The following is a 15,258-nucleotide window of genomic DNA, read 5'->3' as shown; positions in this document are numbered from 1 at the left end:
AACAACCAAACGAAATCATACATTTTTTCTAATAAACTACTCAAAATAGGAATTAACCAAATAAAACACGCGGATTCTTTGTATTAGGGCTTTGTTAACTTCTAATTTTTTGCAAAAGATCTCCTTCCCTCTACTGCCTTTCAGAAGCAGGGGTAAAAATGTTTCATTGCTTATCATATCATTTTTCAGTATTGACTACTCCAAAAGAGCAGGCACAAAGGTTTATCCGTTACCTACAGAGTAACGGGCGGTCTATTATTGAAACTTAGTGTTTAATAATATATTATTAATGTAATTTTTAAGTAGTTATGAAGAAAAATTTTGTTAGGGTAATGCTTTTCGGGGCATTGACGCTTGCTACTGTCACTTATGTAGGCTGTAAAGACTATGATGATGACATCGACAATCTGCAAACGCAGATTGATGCCAATGCGGCAGGTCTTGCTGAACTGCAAGCAAAAGTGAATGCAGGTAATTGGGTAACAGACATTAAAAGTATCACTGGTGGATTTGAAATTACTTTCAACAATGGAAATAAATATTCTATTGTGAATGGTAAAGATGGATCTGTCGTTGAAATTGGAGAAAATGGAAACTGGTTTATAGACGGTGCTGATACTGGGAAACCGGCACGAGGTGAAAAGGGTGAGACCGGTGCTACTGGTCCTGTTGGCCCCGAAGGTCCTGTTGGTCCTGCCGGTCCTGCTGGTCCTGCTGGTCCTGCCGGTCCTGCCGGAAAATCTCCTTTTATTGGCGATGGAACAGGTGAATTTGAAAAAGATTATTGGTATTTTTATGATGACGTTACAAATAAATGGGTAAAAGGTGATTATTCGTCAGCCACTGTTTATGCTGTACAGAATGAGGGATTACCTAGCTTCACTCTACATGTAAAAGATAAAACTACTGGAACTGAATTAACAAGTATTTTGCCTACTGCAGCTTTGATTAGTAGCATTGAAGGAGTGACTATTGAGAATGGTAAAATCACTGCAGGCGGAACAAAGGAACTTAAATTAAGTTATGCTCAATGCAAAGCTGATTTCACTTTTGGTATGGGTGATGAGAAAAAAGAATTTAAGAAAAATGACCTGTTAATAACTAATTCCGGCGTGTTGAATGCGTTGATTAATCCGGTAGGTCCTGACTTTACTGATAGCAAATATCAAATCTATTTGATGAATTCTCAAAATGAAGCTAATTTTGTTATCTCTAAGATCGAACAAAATAAAACTGCAAAACCATTGACACGTGCTACCGAAGCTAAAGTGAATCGTGGTGTTTACGACCTTACTGTTACACTAAAAGATGGCTTGAATTTGGAGAATGCCCTTCCTGCAGATGAAGCATACGCATTCTGTACAAAAGACGCATGGAACAATGAAATAATCTCTGCTTATGATGTTAAAATCAAACCGGAAGCAGTTACAAGTGCTACTAAACTGGCAGATGCAGCAGTGTCCGCAAAAGTTGGTGAGGTACAGGTTTTGGATGACTTGGCAGCTGCAGCTACCACCACTCCTATGGATTTGAGTACAGTCTATGCATATTATTATAAGTTGGCAGCCGATGCTCCTGAAGGTGTAACATTGGGAACGAACGAAGCCGGCAAACAAACCATCACTTCTACCAAAGGGCAAGAAGCAAAGGTTGAAGTCTGCTATATAACTACAAATGGCATTCCTTTTGATGGAGAAGCTCATGAGGGCATTGATTATTCTAGCGTCGGTGGCTCCTCTGCTCCGGCTAAACTGACTGTCACCTTCAAGCAAATAGAAACAAAATCTTTGGCAGCACAGACGGTAGTTTGGAATAAATCAGAAAAATCCGACATTGTTGTGTCAGCAGCTAATATTAAGGCAATCAAAGACGCTATTACTGCTGCTAAACTTGCTAGCTCAACTGCTACGGTTAACGATGGAGACAAAGTGAAGTTCAGTGGTATTGGTGTTTCTGGTGATACTAAATATGATGACCTGAAACTGACAGTAGCCGCTGCATACAAGGGTACTATGGAAGTCGTATTGACAGTTGACGTCGACGCAACGAAGCAAATTATATTCAAAATGCCGGTAACTGTTGACTATAAGATGCCTGTATTTACAAAAACTTCAGGTATGTGGACTGAAGATGACGAGGTATCTCTTCTGATTAATGAAACTAAGAATGGTGATAAGATTCAGAGCATCAGCCTCGAAAGAGAAATGGGCTCAATCTTTACTACATGGAGCGCTATTACTGGTGGAGTTACTTCAGGTATATACAACAGCATTACGTATGCTATAGACAAGAATGGTGAAGATCCTGTAGGAAGTGAATCTGACGGTAAATTCACAGTAGACATGGATCACGCTAAAGACAATATGGCATTGACCGTAAATGTAAATTGTCAACCTAACGATGCTGCTGAACCTGCTTCAATTGCTAACCAAAAGGTGAAATTTATCTCATTATCAAAACTGCTTACATCAACATTTGGTGCAACGGACGCTAAAAAAGGTATCACAACAGCGTATACAGCTGAAACCATAGATGCAGAGATTGATGTACTGGGTGACATTGTATGGAAAGACAGAAAAGGTAAGAATATGTGGCCGACTGCAAATGGTGAAACTTATGACACTAGTGTTTTGACTACTGCTGACGATGTTCTTGCTCTTTATGGATATTCTATTAAGGTAGAACTAAGTGATAAAGTTTACTTCAAGTTTGATGCTAATAAGAAACTGAAATTAACAGCAGATGGTAAGGCCTTGAAGGGTCTTGTGCAAGATTTGGTAGTGACGGTTACTATTACTCCTTCAATCAGCTGGAGCGCGACATCTCCTGCAGCTGTAGTGAAGACAGTAACATTCCCTACTGCTCTCTTTGCAGATTAATTTGAAATCATTCAATGTTCTATTAGATAGTTCCTCTATATTTGCCTCTGGCAGAGGTGCGAGCTATTTCTAGAATGATATAACATAATAGGAGAGCCCGTGCTTGTTGAAGTGCGCTCTCTCCATAAATATGAAACCCTTCTTCACCGAAGTGTGAAGATTATATGTTGAGAAGTGACAAAGCGAAGAGACACAGCTTGTGAAAGTCCATCCTTCCATCTTTGTTCTTCTATTAGAAAAGGGATGCCTCCCCACATTTCCCACTGGCATCCCTTTTATCTTTACTCTTGGAACGTCTTTTTTGTTGTACTAGAATCAAATTGCTAGTCGCCCATTTCCCTATAGGTAAAGGAGACGTCCCCAAGATACAGAAAGCCCGAGCTTGCGAAAGTCCGGGCTTTTCGTAATTTTGTGCAGTCATCATCCCCTTATTTTATCGTCCCTAAGTTTCCGGGGAAATGTGCAGAATGAATGATTGAAAAGAATCTTTTAACCTGCTATGACAAAGAGTTCTATTAAAAATATATATCTTTGCAAGAAAGGCATTGATTAATAAAAGAAGAGAATATGAGCCATAAAATTTATCCGATCGGCATTCAGAATTTCGAAAAAATTCGTAATGACGGTTATTTCTATATTGATAAGACAGCACTGATGTATCAAATGGTAAAGACTGGAAGTTATTACTTCTTGAGTCGTCCGCGCCGTTTCGGAAAGAGTCTGCTCGTCTCCACCTTAGAGGCCTATTTTCAAGGAAAGAAAGAACTGTTTGAAGGGTTGGCTGTGGAAAAACTGGAAAAGGACTGGATAAAATATCCTATACTGCATCTGGACCTTAATATCGAGAAATATGACACATCCGAAAGTCTGGATAATATACTTGATAAATCGCTGACAGCATGGGAAAAACTATATGGTGCCGAGCCGTCCGAACGTTCGTTTTCTTTGCGTTTTGCCGGTATCATAGAGCGCGCCTGTAAGTTGGCGGGGCAACGTGTGGTTATTCTTGTCGATGAATATGACAAACCCATGTTGCAAGCCATCGGTAATGAAGAATTGCAAAAGCAATTTCGGAATACATTAAAGCCTTTTTATGGAGCGCTTAAAACAATGGACGGTTGCATCAAGTTTGCATTCCTTACCGGTGTGACAAAGTTTGGCAAAGTCAGTGTGTTTAGTGACTTGAACAACTTGGACGATATATCCATGCGAAAAGATTATGTTGAAATCTGTGGGGTTAGCGATCAGGAACTTCATGATACTTTGGATGCCGAGCTTCATGAATTTGCTGATGTTCGAGGTGTGACGTATGATAAACTCTGTGCAGAATTGAAAGAATGTTATGACGGCTATCACTTTACACACAATTCAATCGGCATGTACAATCCGTTTAGTTTGCTCAATGCTTTTAAGTATAGAGAATTTGGCAGCTATTGGTTTGAAACGGGCACACCGACCTATCTGGTGAAATTGCTGCAAAAACATCATTATGACTTGGAGCGGATGACGCATGAAGAAACCGACGCCCAAGTATTGAATAGCATAGACTCTGAATCTACTAATCCCATTCCGGTGATTTATCAGAGTGGTTATCTCACTATTAAAGGGTATGATGAAGAATTTGGAATGTATCGGTTAGGTTTCCCGAATCGTGAAGTAGAAGAAGGATTTGTCCGTTTCCTGCTTCCTTATTATGCGAATGTAAATAAGGTAGAATCTCCGTTTGAAATTCAGAAATTTGTTCGTGAAGTACGTTCCGGCGATTACAGCTCTTTCTTCCGTCGTTTACAAAGTTTCTTTGCTGATACCACCTACGAAGTGATTCGCGATCAGGAATTGCATTACGAGAATGTGCTTTTCATTGTCTTTAAACTGGTCGGCTTCTATGCCAAAGTGGAATATCATACAAGCGAAGGGCGCATCGATCTTGTCTTGCAGACAGACAAATTCATTTATATCATGGAATTTAAACTGAATGGTACGGCCGAAGAAGCCTTGCAGCAGATAAATGACAAGCATTATGCTCTTCCTTTCGAGATGGATGAACGGAAACTCTTTAAAATAGGAGTGAACTTCAGTGCGGAAACCCGCAATATTGAAAAGTGGATAGTTGAAGAAAAATAAGTAACATAAAAAGCACTTGTCCGTTTCCCATTTTCTTATTATAGATAAGGAGATGCTTTGAAGAAAATATAGAAAGCCCGAGCTTGCGGAAGTCCGGGCTTTTCATTTTTTGCGCATCCTCCTCCTCTTACTTTGTCGTCCTTAAATTATTTCCTGGTAAATGTGTAGAATGAATTGTTGAAAAGAATCTTTTAACTTGCCATGACAAAGAGTTCTATTAAAAATATATATCTTTGCAAGAAAGGCATTGATTTATAAAAGAAGAGAATATGAGCCATAAAATTTATCCGATCGGTATTCAGAATTTCGAAAGCCTTCGTCAGGATGGCTATTTTTATATTGATAAAACTGCATTGATGTATCAAATGGTAAAAACCGGGCGTTATTACTTCTTGAGTCGTCCGCGCCGTTTCGGAAAGAGTCTGCTCGTCTCTACTTTGGAGGCTTACTTTCAAGGAAAGAAAGAACTGTTTGAAGGGCTGGCTGTAGAAAAGTTGGAAAAGGACTGGATAAAATATCCTATATTGCATCTGGACCTTAATATTGAGAAATATGACACATCCGAAAGTCTGGATAATATACTTGATAAATCGCTGACAGCATGGGAGAAACTATATGGTGCCGAGCCGTCCGAACGTTCGTTTTCTTTGCGTTTTGCCGGTATTATAGAGCGCGCCTGTAAGTTGGCGGGGCAACGTGTGGTTATTCTTGTCGATGAATATGATAAACCCATGTTGCAAGCCATCGGTAATGAGGAATTACAAAAGCAATTTCGGAATACATTAAAGCCTTTTTATGGGGCGCTTAAAACAATGGACGGTTGCATCAAGTTTGCATTTCTGACCGGGGTGACAAAGTTTGGTAAAGTCAGTGTATTTAGTGACTTGAACAATCTGGATGATATTTCAATGCGGAGAGATTATGTTGAAATCTGTGGTGTCAGCGATCAGGAACTTCATGATACTTTGGATGCCGAACTTCATGAATTTGCGGACGTACGCGGTGTGACGTATGATAAACTCTGCGCAGAATTGAAGGAATGTTATGACGGCTATCACTTTACGCACCATTCAATCGGTATGTATAATCCGTTTAGTTTGCTCAATGCTTTTAAGTATAGAGAATTTGGCAGCTACTGGTTTGAAACAGGTACACCCACTTATCTGGTGAAATTACTGCAAAAACATCATTATGACTTGGAGCGGATGACACACGAAGAAACCGATGCCCAAGTATTGAATAGTATAGACTCCGAATCGACTAATCCTATTCCGGTGATTTATCAGAGTGGCTACCTCACCATTAAAGGGTATGACGAACGTTTTGGAATATACCGCTTAGGTTTCCCGAATCGTGAAGTAGAAGAGGGGTTTGTCCGTTTTCTGCTTCCTTATTATGCGAATGTGAATAAGGTAGAATCTCCTTTTGAAATTCAGAAGTTTGTTCGTGAAGTGGAATCCGGCGATTACGACTCTTTCTTCCGTCGCCTGCAAAGTTTCTTTGCAGATACCACCTACGAAGTGATTCGCGACCAGGAACTGCATTACGAGAATGTACTTTTCATCGTCTTTAAACTGGTTGGCTTCTATGCCAAAGTGGAATATCATACAAGCGAAGGGCGCATCGATCTTGTCTTGCAGACAGACAATTTCATCTATATCATGGAATTTAAACTGAACGGTACGGCAGAAGAGGCTTTACAACAGATAAACGACAAGCATTATGCTCTTCCTTTCGAGATGGATGGACGGAAGCTTTTTAAAATAGGAGTAAATTTCAGTGCGGAAACCCGCAATATTGAAAAGTGGATAGTGGAAGAGAAATAGATCAAACAAAAAGGCGACCCGTACCTAACGAGCCGCCTTTTGTCTATTTGATTTCGATTTCTTCCTTCATATCGATTTCCTCTCCATGTGTATCATAGAACACATATTGCAGGAATGCGAGTTTCTGACTTGGAATAATCTTAATACCGAATCCATATTTCATTTGCCACTTCCGTTTCAGGGAAACGAGTCCCTGATTGATGTAGGCGGCAACATACGGATGGACGTGTAACGAGAATTTCTTAACCTTCAGTTTATTGACCAGGTAATCAATTTTACTCTCCAAAGTGTCCGTAAAGAGAATGGACGATTTGATGGTGCCTTTGCCGAAGCAAGTAGGACAGATTTCGGTCGTGTTGACGTCCATTGCCGGACGCACACGTTGGCGTGTAATCTGCATTAGCCCAAATTTGCTAAGCGGCAGAATATTATGCCGTGCCCTGTCTTTCTGCATATTGGCACACATTCGTTCATAAAGCTTTTGACGGTTTTCGGCTTCATTCATATCGATGAAGTCGACGACAATGATACCACCCATGTCTCTTAATCGCAGTTGGCGGGCCAGCTCGTCGGCGGCTCCCAGATTTACTTCGAGTGCGTTACCTTCCTGCCCGTTGGCATTCTTGGTGCGATTACCGCTGTTCACGTCTACTACGTGAAGCGCCTCAGTGTGCTCAATAATCAGATAGGCACCACTCTTGTAAGAGACTGTTTTACCAAACGATGATTTAATCTGCTTGGTGATACCGAAATTGTCGTAAATGGGAAGTTGGCCTTTGTACAGTTTCACGATATTAGCCCGGTCGGGCGCAATCAGTGATACGTAATCCCTAATTTCATTGTACACAGCCTCGTCGTTGACGTGAATATTCTCAAATGATGGGTTGAAGAGGTCGCGCAACAAACCTACGGCGCGGCTGGTTTCTTCATAAATCAACGTCGGGTACTTGGTGGCTTTTTGTACTTTTACCATCGCATCTTCCCAATGCTTAACCAAAACTTTAAGCTCTCCGTCGAGTTCGGCTACGCGTTTGCCTTCGGCTACCGTGCGGACAATGACACCAAAGTTTTTAGGCTTGATGCTCATTAGCAGTTGTTTAAGGCGGGCGCGCTCTTCGCTCGATTTAATTTTTTGTGAAACAGAAACCTTATCATTGAAAGGGATCAGTACGAGATAGCGTCCGGCAAACGAAATTTCGGACGTCAGTCGCGGTCCCTTAGTGGAGATCGGTTCCTTAACGATTTGCACCACTACTTCTTGTCCTACTTTGAGGGTGTTGGATACGGTTCCATCCTTGTCAAGGTCGGGAAGCAGGGTTGCTTTGCTGATGGAGGTCAGCTTCTTTTTGTCGCTTAAAGTCTGCTTTACAAACTTTTCGAGTGAGTTAAATTGAGGACCCAAGTCTAAATAATGAAGGAAAGCGTCTTTCTCGTAACCGACGTCTACAAAGCATGCATTTAGTCCGGGCATCAATTTCTTGATACGTCCCAAATACATATTGCCCACAGAGAAAGAAATATTTCTTCCTTCGCTTTGAAGTTCCACCAGGCTCTTATCTTCGAGAAGGGCGATGGAGACCTCTTTGGGCTGTACGTCAACTACTAGTTCATTTGTCACTGTTTTGTTTCCTTATTATTGATTGAATCTCGTTTATATGAACAACTTTTTTGACAAATTGTTCATTTTGGGTTAGCTACTTAAACAAAGAACAAACTTGAAAGACATTAGCTTCGCAAGTTTGTTCTTTATTTCTGTGTGATCCAGACTTAAAAATTATTTTTTGCTTTTATGTCTGTTCTTTCTTAGTCTTTTTTTACGCTTGTGCGTAGACATTTTATGTCTTTTTTTCTTTTTTCCGCTTGGCATAGCTTCACATTTTATGGGTTAATACTCTTGTTTATTATTTCTTTACTGAAATTGTAAATGTCTTAGCCGGTTTGAAAGCCGGAATGTTGTGCTCCGGAATAATGATCGTAGTGTTTTTAGAAATGTTACGAGCAGTTTTCTGTGCTCTTTTCTTTACTACGAAACTACCAAACCCACGCAGGTATACGTTCTCATCGTTAGACAGTGAATCCTTTACTGCATCCATAAATGCCTCAACTGTTGTAAGAACTGTCTGCTTATCAATCCCAGTTTTCTTTGTAATCTCGTTTACAATATCTGCTTTAGTCATTTTTCCTTAAAAAAAATATTATTACTATGTTATTGCTAATTTTTTGGACTGCAAATATATAGCTTTTTAAGCTCCTAAAAAAATATATTCTGCACATTTTTCTAAAAAAATAGTGGCATAGGGTTTTCTTAGAGCTAAAAGAGTTACTTTTGTGTGCCTTTTGAGTAGGATATACAAGATAAATGTTAGATAATACATTAGGAATGAGGATATGAACGAGTTTACGAAAACGATTGTAGAGTGGTATGAAGAGAATAAACGTGAACTGCCCTGGAGGGAGTCTGCCGATCCGTATCTGATCTGGATTTCGGAGATTATTCTTCAACAGACGCGGGTGGCGCAGGGGTATGATTATTTTCTTCGCTTTATCAAGCGTTTTCCCGATGTACAGACTTTGGCTGCTGCGGATGAGGACGAGGTGATGAAGTATTGGCAGGGGTTGGGGTATTATTCGCGTGCCCGCAATCTTCATGCTGCCGCCAAAAGCATGAATGGTGTTTTCCCGAAAACATATCCGGAAGTGCTGGCTCTGAAAGGAGTGGGGGGGTACACGGCGGCAGCTATCTGTTCGTTTGCTTACGGTATGCCTTATGCGGTGGTGGATGGTAATGTGTATCGGGTGCTTTCACGTTATTTCGGTATAGATACTCCGATTGATTCGACGGAAGGAAAGAAACTTTTTGCAGCATTGGCAGATGAGATGTTGGATAAGAAGCATCCGGCTGTTTACAATCAGGGGATAATGGATTTCGGAGCGATTCAGTGTACTCCGCAGTCGCCCAACTGTTTGTTTTGTCCCTTGGCAGGCGGTTGCTCGGCACTTTCGAAGGGGTTAGTGACAAAGCTTCCGGTGAAACAGCATAAAACAAAGACTACCAACCGTTACTTCAATTATATTTATGTACGTGCGGGCGCGTATACCTTTATAAATAAACGAACAGGAAATGATATTTGGAAGAATCTGTTCGAATTGCCATTGATAGAGACTCCGACGGCTCTTTCGGAGGAAGAGTTTCTTGCTTTGCCGGAATTCCGTACATTCTTTGCATCGGGGGAAGTGCCGGTGGTGCGTTCTGTTTGCAGGGAAGTGAAGCATGTGTTGTCTCACCGGGTGATTTATGCTAATCTGTATGAAGTAACATTATCTGAAAATTTGACTTCTTTCGGTGATTTCCAGAAAATAAAAGTGGAGGAACTGGAGCAGTACGCTATTTCAAGGCTGGTGCAAACTCTGCTGCAAGCACTAAATGGCAAGTATTAAGTTTTAATACTTAAAATTCTTGCATCCTATTGTTATTCTGTTTAATTTTGGCAGCAGATTTAATTTTAAGAATCATAAACTTGATACAGATATGTCAGTAAATAGAGTGATATTGGTAGGAAATGTAGGACAAGATCCTCGGGTGAAATACTTCGATACAGGTTCGGCAGTAGCAACTTTCCCATTGGCTACGACGGATCGTGGATATACGTTGGCTAATGGAACCCAGATTCCCGAAAGAACAGAGTGGCATAATATCGTTGCATCTAACCGTTTGGCAGAGATTGTAGATAAATATGTGCACAAAGGTGACAAGCTGTATCTGGAAGGGAAGATAAGAACGCGTTCTTACAGCGATCAGTCGGGTGCTATGCGCTATATCACTGAAATTTATGTGGATAATATGGAAATGTTGTCTCCGAAAGGAGCCAACCCGGGTGCGGGAGCTTCTGCTTCCGGACAGCCTGCTATGGGACAGCAGCAACAACCGGTTGCCGGCCAGCCGCAACAAACGCAGCAGTCGCAGGCGCAACCTGTACAAGATAATCCGGCAGATGATTTGCCGTTCTAAATAATGTGATAGTGTGCCAATCGATTTTTTCTAACTCATTGGCACATTATCTTTTGTTTAACTAAAATATAAACTCTTTGGACTCAGATGGTTATTTAAGCCAATTGGCTGACATTTTCAACGGTATTACCGTAAACACTCCTTCTATCTCTGCTATTATTGCCATAGCGCTGGCAGGTGTGCTCCTGCTTGCTTCCGGCTTTGCTTCGGCTTCCGAAATAGCTTTTTTCTCGCTATCTCCTTCTGATCGGAATGATATTGATGAGCGCAATCATCCTTCCGACGATAAAATAAGTGCTCTTCTTGGGGACACCGAACGTCTCTTGGCAACGATATTGATTACGAACAATTTTGTGAATGTGACCATTATCATGCTCTGCAATTTCTTCTTTATGAATGTGTTTGTTTTCCATTCTCCGTTGGCAGAGTTCCTGATACTGACCGTCATCCTGACCTTCCTCCTGTTGTTGTTCGGTGAAATTATGCCTAAGATTTATTCGGCACAGAAAACATTGGCCTTTTGCCGTTTTTCGGCACCGGGAATTTACTTTCTGGAAAAGGTATTCCGTCCGATAGCTACTGTGCTTGTGCGTTCGACAACTTTTCTGAATAAGCATTTTGTGAAGAAGAGTCACAATATTTCTGTGGATGAACTGTCGCACGCGTTGGAATTGACGGATAAAGCGGAGCTTTCTGAAGAGAATAATATTCTGGAGGGAATTATCCGTTTCGGTGGGGAAACCGTGAAGGAGGTGATGACATCACGTCTGGATATGGTCGATCTGGATATCCGTACATCTTTCAAGGAGGTGATGCAATGTATCATTGAAAATGCTTATTCACGTATTCCTATCTATTCTGGTTCACGGGACAATATTAAAGGGGTGCTGTATATTAAAGACCTTCTGCCTCATGTCAATAAGGGGGATAATTTCCGTTGGCAGTCATTGATTCGTCCGGCTTATTTTGTGCCGGAGACGAAGATGATTGATGATTTGCTGCGTGACTTCCAGGCGAATAAGATTCATATTGCTATTGTTGTGGATGAGTTTGGAGGAACTTCCGGACTGGTAACGATGGAGGATATTATCGAAGAGATTGTAGGTGAGATTCACGACGAATACGATGATGAAGAGCGTACATACGTTGTTTTGAATGACCATACCTGGATATTTGAAGCGAAAACGCAGTTGACGGATTTCTATAAGATTGCAAAAGTAGACGAAGACGAATTTGAAAAGGTGGTGGGAGATGCAGATACATTGGCAGGTATGTTGCTCGAAATTAAAGGTGAATTCCCGGCGCTGCATGAGAAAGTGACGTATCACAATTATGAGTTTGAAGTGCTCGAAATGGATAGTCGCCGTATATTGAAAGTTAAGTTTACAATTCTGCCGAAAGAAATGGAAGATGGCGTCGTTTCTGCAGTATAAGACGAATGGCATACAGTGGGCTGTCTGGAAGATGGAAGAGTCTTTGGATGCTTTATTGCTTCTTTTGCCCGGTGCGCGAAGAGCTTTCTGTGAGCAGGAATTGAATCGCTTTGTCTCCGAACGTCGTAAGATGGAATGGTTGTCGGTTCGTGTTCTGTTGTATTCCATGTTGCAGGAGGATAAGGAAATCGGTTACTCTCCCGAGGGGAAACCTTATCTCACAGATCATTCTTTTTTTATCAGTATTTCTCATACGAAAGGTTATGTGGCGGTGATGCTTGCTTCTTCGGTTCCGGTAGGCATTGACATTGAACAATATGCCCAACGGGTTCACAAGGTATGCGACCGCTATGTCCGTCCTGACGAGCAAGTAGAATCTTATCAGGGAGATATAACTTGGGGGCTGTTATTGCATTGGTCGGCAAAGGAAGCTGTTTTCAAGCGGATGGAAAATGCGGATGCTGATCTTCGTAAACTCCGGCTGACGCATTTTATTCCTCAAGAGGAGGGGACGTTTCAGGTTCAGGAGTTAGTTACGGCGCAGCAAGAACTTTATTCTGTCGGTTATCGTATTTGTCCGGACTTTGTATTGACGTGGACATTGAATTGAACGGACGAGGAAATGTGTGAGGTTCTTTTCTCGGTGTGTTATCATTGTCCGAATGTAGTGTCTTTCTAAAACGAAAAATGAGACTGCCTCATTTTTTTATTTTGAAGCAATCTCATTTTTATGAATTCAAAGCCTTTCAAGCGAAGTCTTTCACTATTGGGTTATTTCTCTTTTTTATTAAGTCGATAGCTCAATGCTCCTGACGGACATTTGCCGATTTGTGCAATTAATTCTTCTGTTGTCGCATTTTCAATCTGCACCCAGGGTCTTTCTTTGGGATGATAAACATTGGGTAGCATCTTTACACATATTCCGGCGTGCTGACATAATTCAGGCTGCCACACAATGGTCAGTTCACCATTGGTATATTCAATTTTTTTTCCCATATATGTATTTATTTAATATGAATACCACGCATTACAATTCGCTTCCATTCCGGATGTTTGTGAATATATCCGGCTACAAACGGGCAAAGCGGTACCAAACGTAGACCTTGTCGCTCGATGTCTGCCAATGCTTTTTCCGCAAGTTGTGAGCCTACTCCCTTGCCGCCTAATGAGGCGGGTACTTCGGTATGTACAAGGTATATTTCTCCATTGTTTGATTTGATATAGTCTATTTCAGCTATTTTGCCATCGATCTGAAATTCATACCGATGTTTTTCTTCGTTGTCTATTAATTTATAATCTTCTGCCATAATTTTTACGTATTAAGTTCGATTATAATATAAACACTTGGGGAACACTTTTGTTTTACGCGAACAAATATTCTCCAAGTTTATAATCTTTCCAATTGAACTGTGAAGTGTCTCATTAAGGGAGCTTCCCAGGCGATACGTACTCCATGAGTGATGCTTTCTCTGCGTTCATATACATTTTTGAGGGCGACAGCTATTACATTCATGTGATTGTCGGTATATACTCTGCGGGGGATTGCGAGACGAAGTAGGTCAAGGCCGTTAAAGCGATTTTCATGGGTCACCGGATCACGGTCGGCAAGGATATAACCGATTTCGCATCCACGGATACCGGCTTCCAGGTAGAGCTCTACGGTTAGCGTCTGCGCCGGGAATTCTTCTTGAGGAACATGTGTCAGCACTTTAGGCGCATCAATGAAGATGGCGTGTCCTCCGGCCGGACGTTGGTAAGGGATTCCGTATTCATCCAGTTTCTTTGCCAGGTATTCCACTTGTTTGATACGTGTTTCGAGGTTGTCGAATTCGGTGTTTTCGTCCAGTCCGATGGCGAGGGCATTCATATCCCGTCCATTCATGCCTCCGTAGGTAAGATAGCCTTCGTATTGTACACAGAAGCCTTTTGCACCTTCATACCAGTCTGCACGCCGCGTGGCAATAAATCCGCCCATATTGACGATTCCGTCTTTCTTGGCGCTCATTGTCATGCCATCGGCAAGAGAGAACATTTCCCGTGTGATTTCTTTGATAGTTTTGTCTCGGTAACCTTCTTCGCGCATTTTGATGAAGTAGGCATTCTCGGCAAAACGTGCAGAGTCGAAAAGTACAGGTTTGCCATATTTGTCGGCGATGGCACGTACTTCGTACAGGTTTTGCATGGAGACGGGTTGTCCTCCGGCTGTATTGTTGGTGATGGTGACGATGATAAAAGGAATCCGTTCAGCGTATTCTGTGAGGGCTTTCTGTAATTTATCAGGGTCTACATTTCCTTTAAACGGTATTTCTAGTTGGGTTTGTTTGGCTGCATCGACGGTGCAGTCTAATGCGATGGCATGACGTCCCTCAATGTGCCCTTTGGTGGTGTCAAAATGTGAGTTGCCGGGCACAATGTCTCCTTCATGTACCAAATAAGAGAAAAGAACATTTTCAGCGGCACGTCCCTGATGGGTTGGTATGATGTATTCAAATCCTGTTAGTTTCGTAATCATCTCTTTCAATTTGAAGAATGAGGTTGCTCCGGCATAGCTTTCATCACCTAGCATCATTCCCGCCCATTGGCGGTCGCTCATCGCTCCGGTGCCGGAGTCGGTGATGAGATCGATATAAACCTGTTCTGATTTGAGTTGAAAGACATTATAATGTGCTTCTTTAATCCATTGCTCGCGCTCTTCACGTGTGCTTTTCCGGATGGGTTCTACCATCTTGATTTTCCATGATTCAGCAAAAGGTAATTCCATTGTTGTAGATTTAATAGTTTTGAACGACGAATGTAGCTAAAATATGCGTGATTAACAAATATATGATGACCTTTTGTAAGTTGTGGCTGATGGAATTATTTCTCCGTAGGCTAGTGATATATCAATTTGTGGTAAGAAGATATAAAGAGGAGGTTGTGTCAAAACGTTGGCACAACCTCTTTTATATTTTACAGTTCTGCTATATTTTCTTTTGGCTATGCTGCTT

General features: G+C 41.4%; 12 protein-coding genes. 7 read left to right on the top strand and 5 right to left on the bottom strand.

What is annotated here, in order from left to right:
• Positions 1 to 308: 308 nt before the first annotated feature.
• The 3 genes from AB5217_RS09050 to AB5217_RS09040 all read left to right on the top strand — a co-directional run bounded on the left by AB5217_RS09050 (position 309) and on the right by AB5217_RS09040 (position 6,829).
• On the top strand, positions 309 to 2,879 hold the full coding sequence (locus tag AB5217_RS09050) for a hypothetical protein (protein ID WP_230595675.1): 2,571 nt from the start codon (positions 309 to 311) through the stop codon (positions 2,877 to 2,879).
• Positions 2,880 to 3,446: 567 nt separating this feature from the next.
• Complete coding sequence (locus AB5217_RS09045; RefSeq protein ID WP_032843297.1) at positions 3,447 to 5,003, top strand: ATP-binding protein; 1,557 nt, start codon at positions 3,447 to 3,449, stop codon at positions 5,001 to 5,003.
• A 269-nt stretch (positions 5,004 to 5,272) separates the two neighbouring features.
• Entirely contained in the window at positions 5,273 to 6,829 is a 1,557-nt protein-coding gene (locus AB5217_RS09040; RefSeq protein WP_032843298.1) for an ATP-binding protein, read from the top strand.
• Between the two features lie 43 nt (positions 6,830 to 6,872).
• On the opposite strand, the gene AB5217_RS09035 is transcribed toward AB5217_RS09040, so the two are convergent.
• Together AB5217_RS09035 and AB5217_RS09030 are read right to left on the bottom strand one after the other, a co-directional pair.
• A complete protein-coding gene (locus AB5217_RS09035) occupies positions 6,873 to 8,447 on the bottom strand; it encodes a ribonuclease E/G (protein ID WP_004300647.1) in 1,575 nt (524 codons plus the stop codon).
• A gap of 283 nt (positions 8,448 to 8,730) precedes the next feature.
• A complete protein-coding gene (locus tag AB5217_RS09030) occupies positions 8,731 to 9,006 on the bottom strand; it encodes an HU family DNA-binding protein (RefSeq protein ID WP_004300646.1) in 276 nt (91 codons plus the stop codon).
• Between the two features lie 211 nt (positions 9,007 to 9,217).
• On the opposite strand from AB5217_RS09030, the gene mutY reads away from it, so the two are divergent.
• The 4 genes from mutY (at position 9,218) to AB5217_RS09010 (ending at position 12,881) form a co-directional block, all read left to right on the top strand.
• Positions 9,218 to 10,267: an A/G-specific adenine glycosylase gene (gene mutY, locus AB5217_RS09025; RefSeq protein WP_008774655.1), complete on the top strand. Its 1,050-nt coding sequence runs from the start codon at positions 9,218 to 9,220 to the stop codon at positions 10,265 to 10,267.
• 91 nt (positions 10,268 to 10,358) lie between these two features.
• Positions 10,359 to 10,838 (top strand): single-stranded DNA-binding protein, encoded by a 480-nt coding sequence (locus tag AB5217_RS09020; RefSeq protein ID WP_004304191.1) that lies wholly within the window; start codon positions 10,359 to 10,361, stop codon positions 10,836 to 10,838.
• Positions 10,839 to 10,915: 77 nt separating this feature from the next.
• Entirely contained in the window at positions 10,916 to 12,271 is a 1,356-nt protein-coding gene (locus tag AB5217_RS09015; RefSeq protein ID WP_004300642.1) for a gliding motility-associated protein GldE, read from the top strand.
• Entirely contained in the window at positions 12,249 to 12,881 is a 633-nt protein-coding gene (locus AB5217_RS09010; protein ID WP_004311252.1) for a 4'-phosphopantetheinyl transferase family protein, read from the top strand. Before AB5217_RS09015 ends, AB5217_RS09010 begins: the two co-directional genes overlap by 23 nt.
• 161 nt (positions 12,882 to 13,042) lie before the next feature.
• Here AB5217_RS09010 and AB5217_RS09005 read toward each other — a convergent pair whose 3' ends face one another.
• From AB5217_RS09005 to AB5217_RS08995, 3 genes are all read right to left on the bottom strand, one after another.
• A complete protein-coding gene (locus AB5217_RS09005; RefSeq protein ID WP_004300640.1) occupies positions 13,043 to 13,267 on the bottom strand; it encodes a (4Fe-4S)-binding protein in 225 nt (74 codons plus the stop codon).
• A gap of 8 nt (positions 13,268 to 13,275) precedes the next feature.
• Complete coding sequence (locus tag AB5217_RS09000) at positions 13,276 to 13,578, bottom strand: GNAT family N-acetyltransferase (RefSeq protein WP_004300639.1); 303 nt, start codon at positions 13,576 to 13,578, stop codon at positions 13,276 to 13,278.
• A gap of 80 nt (positions 13,579 to 13,658) precedes the next feature.
• The gene (locus AB5217_RS08995) at positions 13,659 to 15,032 is read right to left on the bottom strand and encodes a tryptophanase (protein WP_032845249.1); all 1,374 of its coding nucleotides are present in this window, start codon (positions 15,030 to 15,032) and stop codon (positions 13,659 to 13,661) included.
• Between the last annotated feature and the right edge of the window lie 226 nt (positions 15,033 to 15,258).

It is taken from the genome of Bacteroides sp. MSSM.1001136sp1_RTP21357st2_D2_RTP21359_211015 (assembly GCF_040913205.1).
Classification (GTDB): domain Bacteria; phylum Bacteroidota; class Bacteroidia; order Bacteroidales; family Bacteroidaceae; genus Bacteroides; species Bacteroides ovatus.
Note: the sequence above shows the minus strand (reverse complement) of the source record. Positions and strands in the feature narration are given on the sequence as shown.

Coding starts and splice junctions, on each gene's coding strand:
- AB5217_RS09050 (WP_230595675.1), top strand. CDS start 309: ATGAAGAAAAATTTTGTTAGGGTAATGCTTTTCGGGGCATTGACGCTT.
- AB5217_RS09010 (WP_004311252.1), top strand. CDS start 12,249: ATGGCGTCGTTTCTGCAGTATAAGACGAATGGCATACAGTGGGCTGTC.
- AB5217_RS09000 (WP_004300639.1), bottom strand. CDS start 13,578: ATGGCAGAAGATTATAAATTAATAGACAACGAAGAAAAACATCGGTAT.
- AB5217_RS08995 (WP_032845249.1), bottom strand. CDS start 15,032: ATGGAATTACCTTTTGCTGAATCATGGAAAATCAAGATGGTAGAACCC.
- AB5217_RS09005 (WP_004300640.1), bottom strand. CDS start 13,267: ATGGGAAAAAAAATTGAATATACCAATGGTGAACTGACCATTGTGTGG.
- AB5217_RS09020 (WP_004304191.1), top strand. CDS start 10,359: ATGTCAGTAAATAGAGTGATATTGGTAGGAAATGTAGGACAAGATCCT.
- mutY (WP_008774655.1), top strand. CDS start 9,218: ATGAACGAGTTTACGAAAACGATTGTAGAGTGGTATGAAGAGAATAAA.
- AB5217_RS09045 (WP_032843297.1), top strand. CDS start 3,447: ATGAGCCATAAAATTTATCCGATCGGCATTCAGAATTTCGAAAAAATT.
- AB5217_RS09030 (WP_004300646.1), bottom strand. CDS start 9,006: ATGACTAAAGCAGATATTGTAAACGAGATTACAAAGAAAACTGGGATT.
- AB5217_RS09040 (WP_032843298.1), top strand. CDS start 5,273: ATGAGCCATAAAATTTATCCGATCGGTATTCAGAATTTCGAAAGCCTT.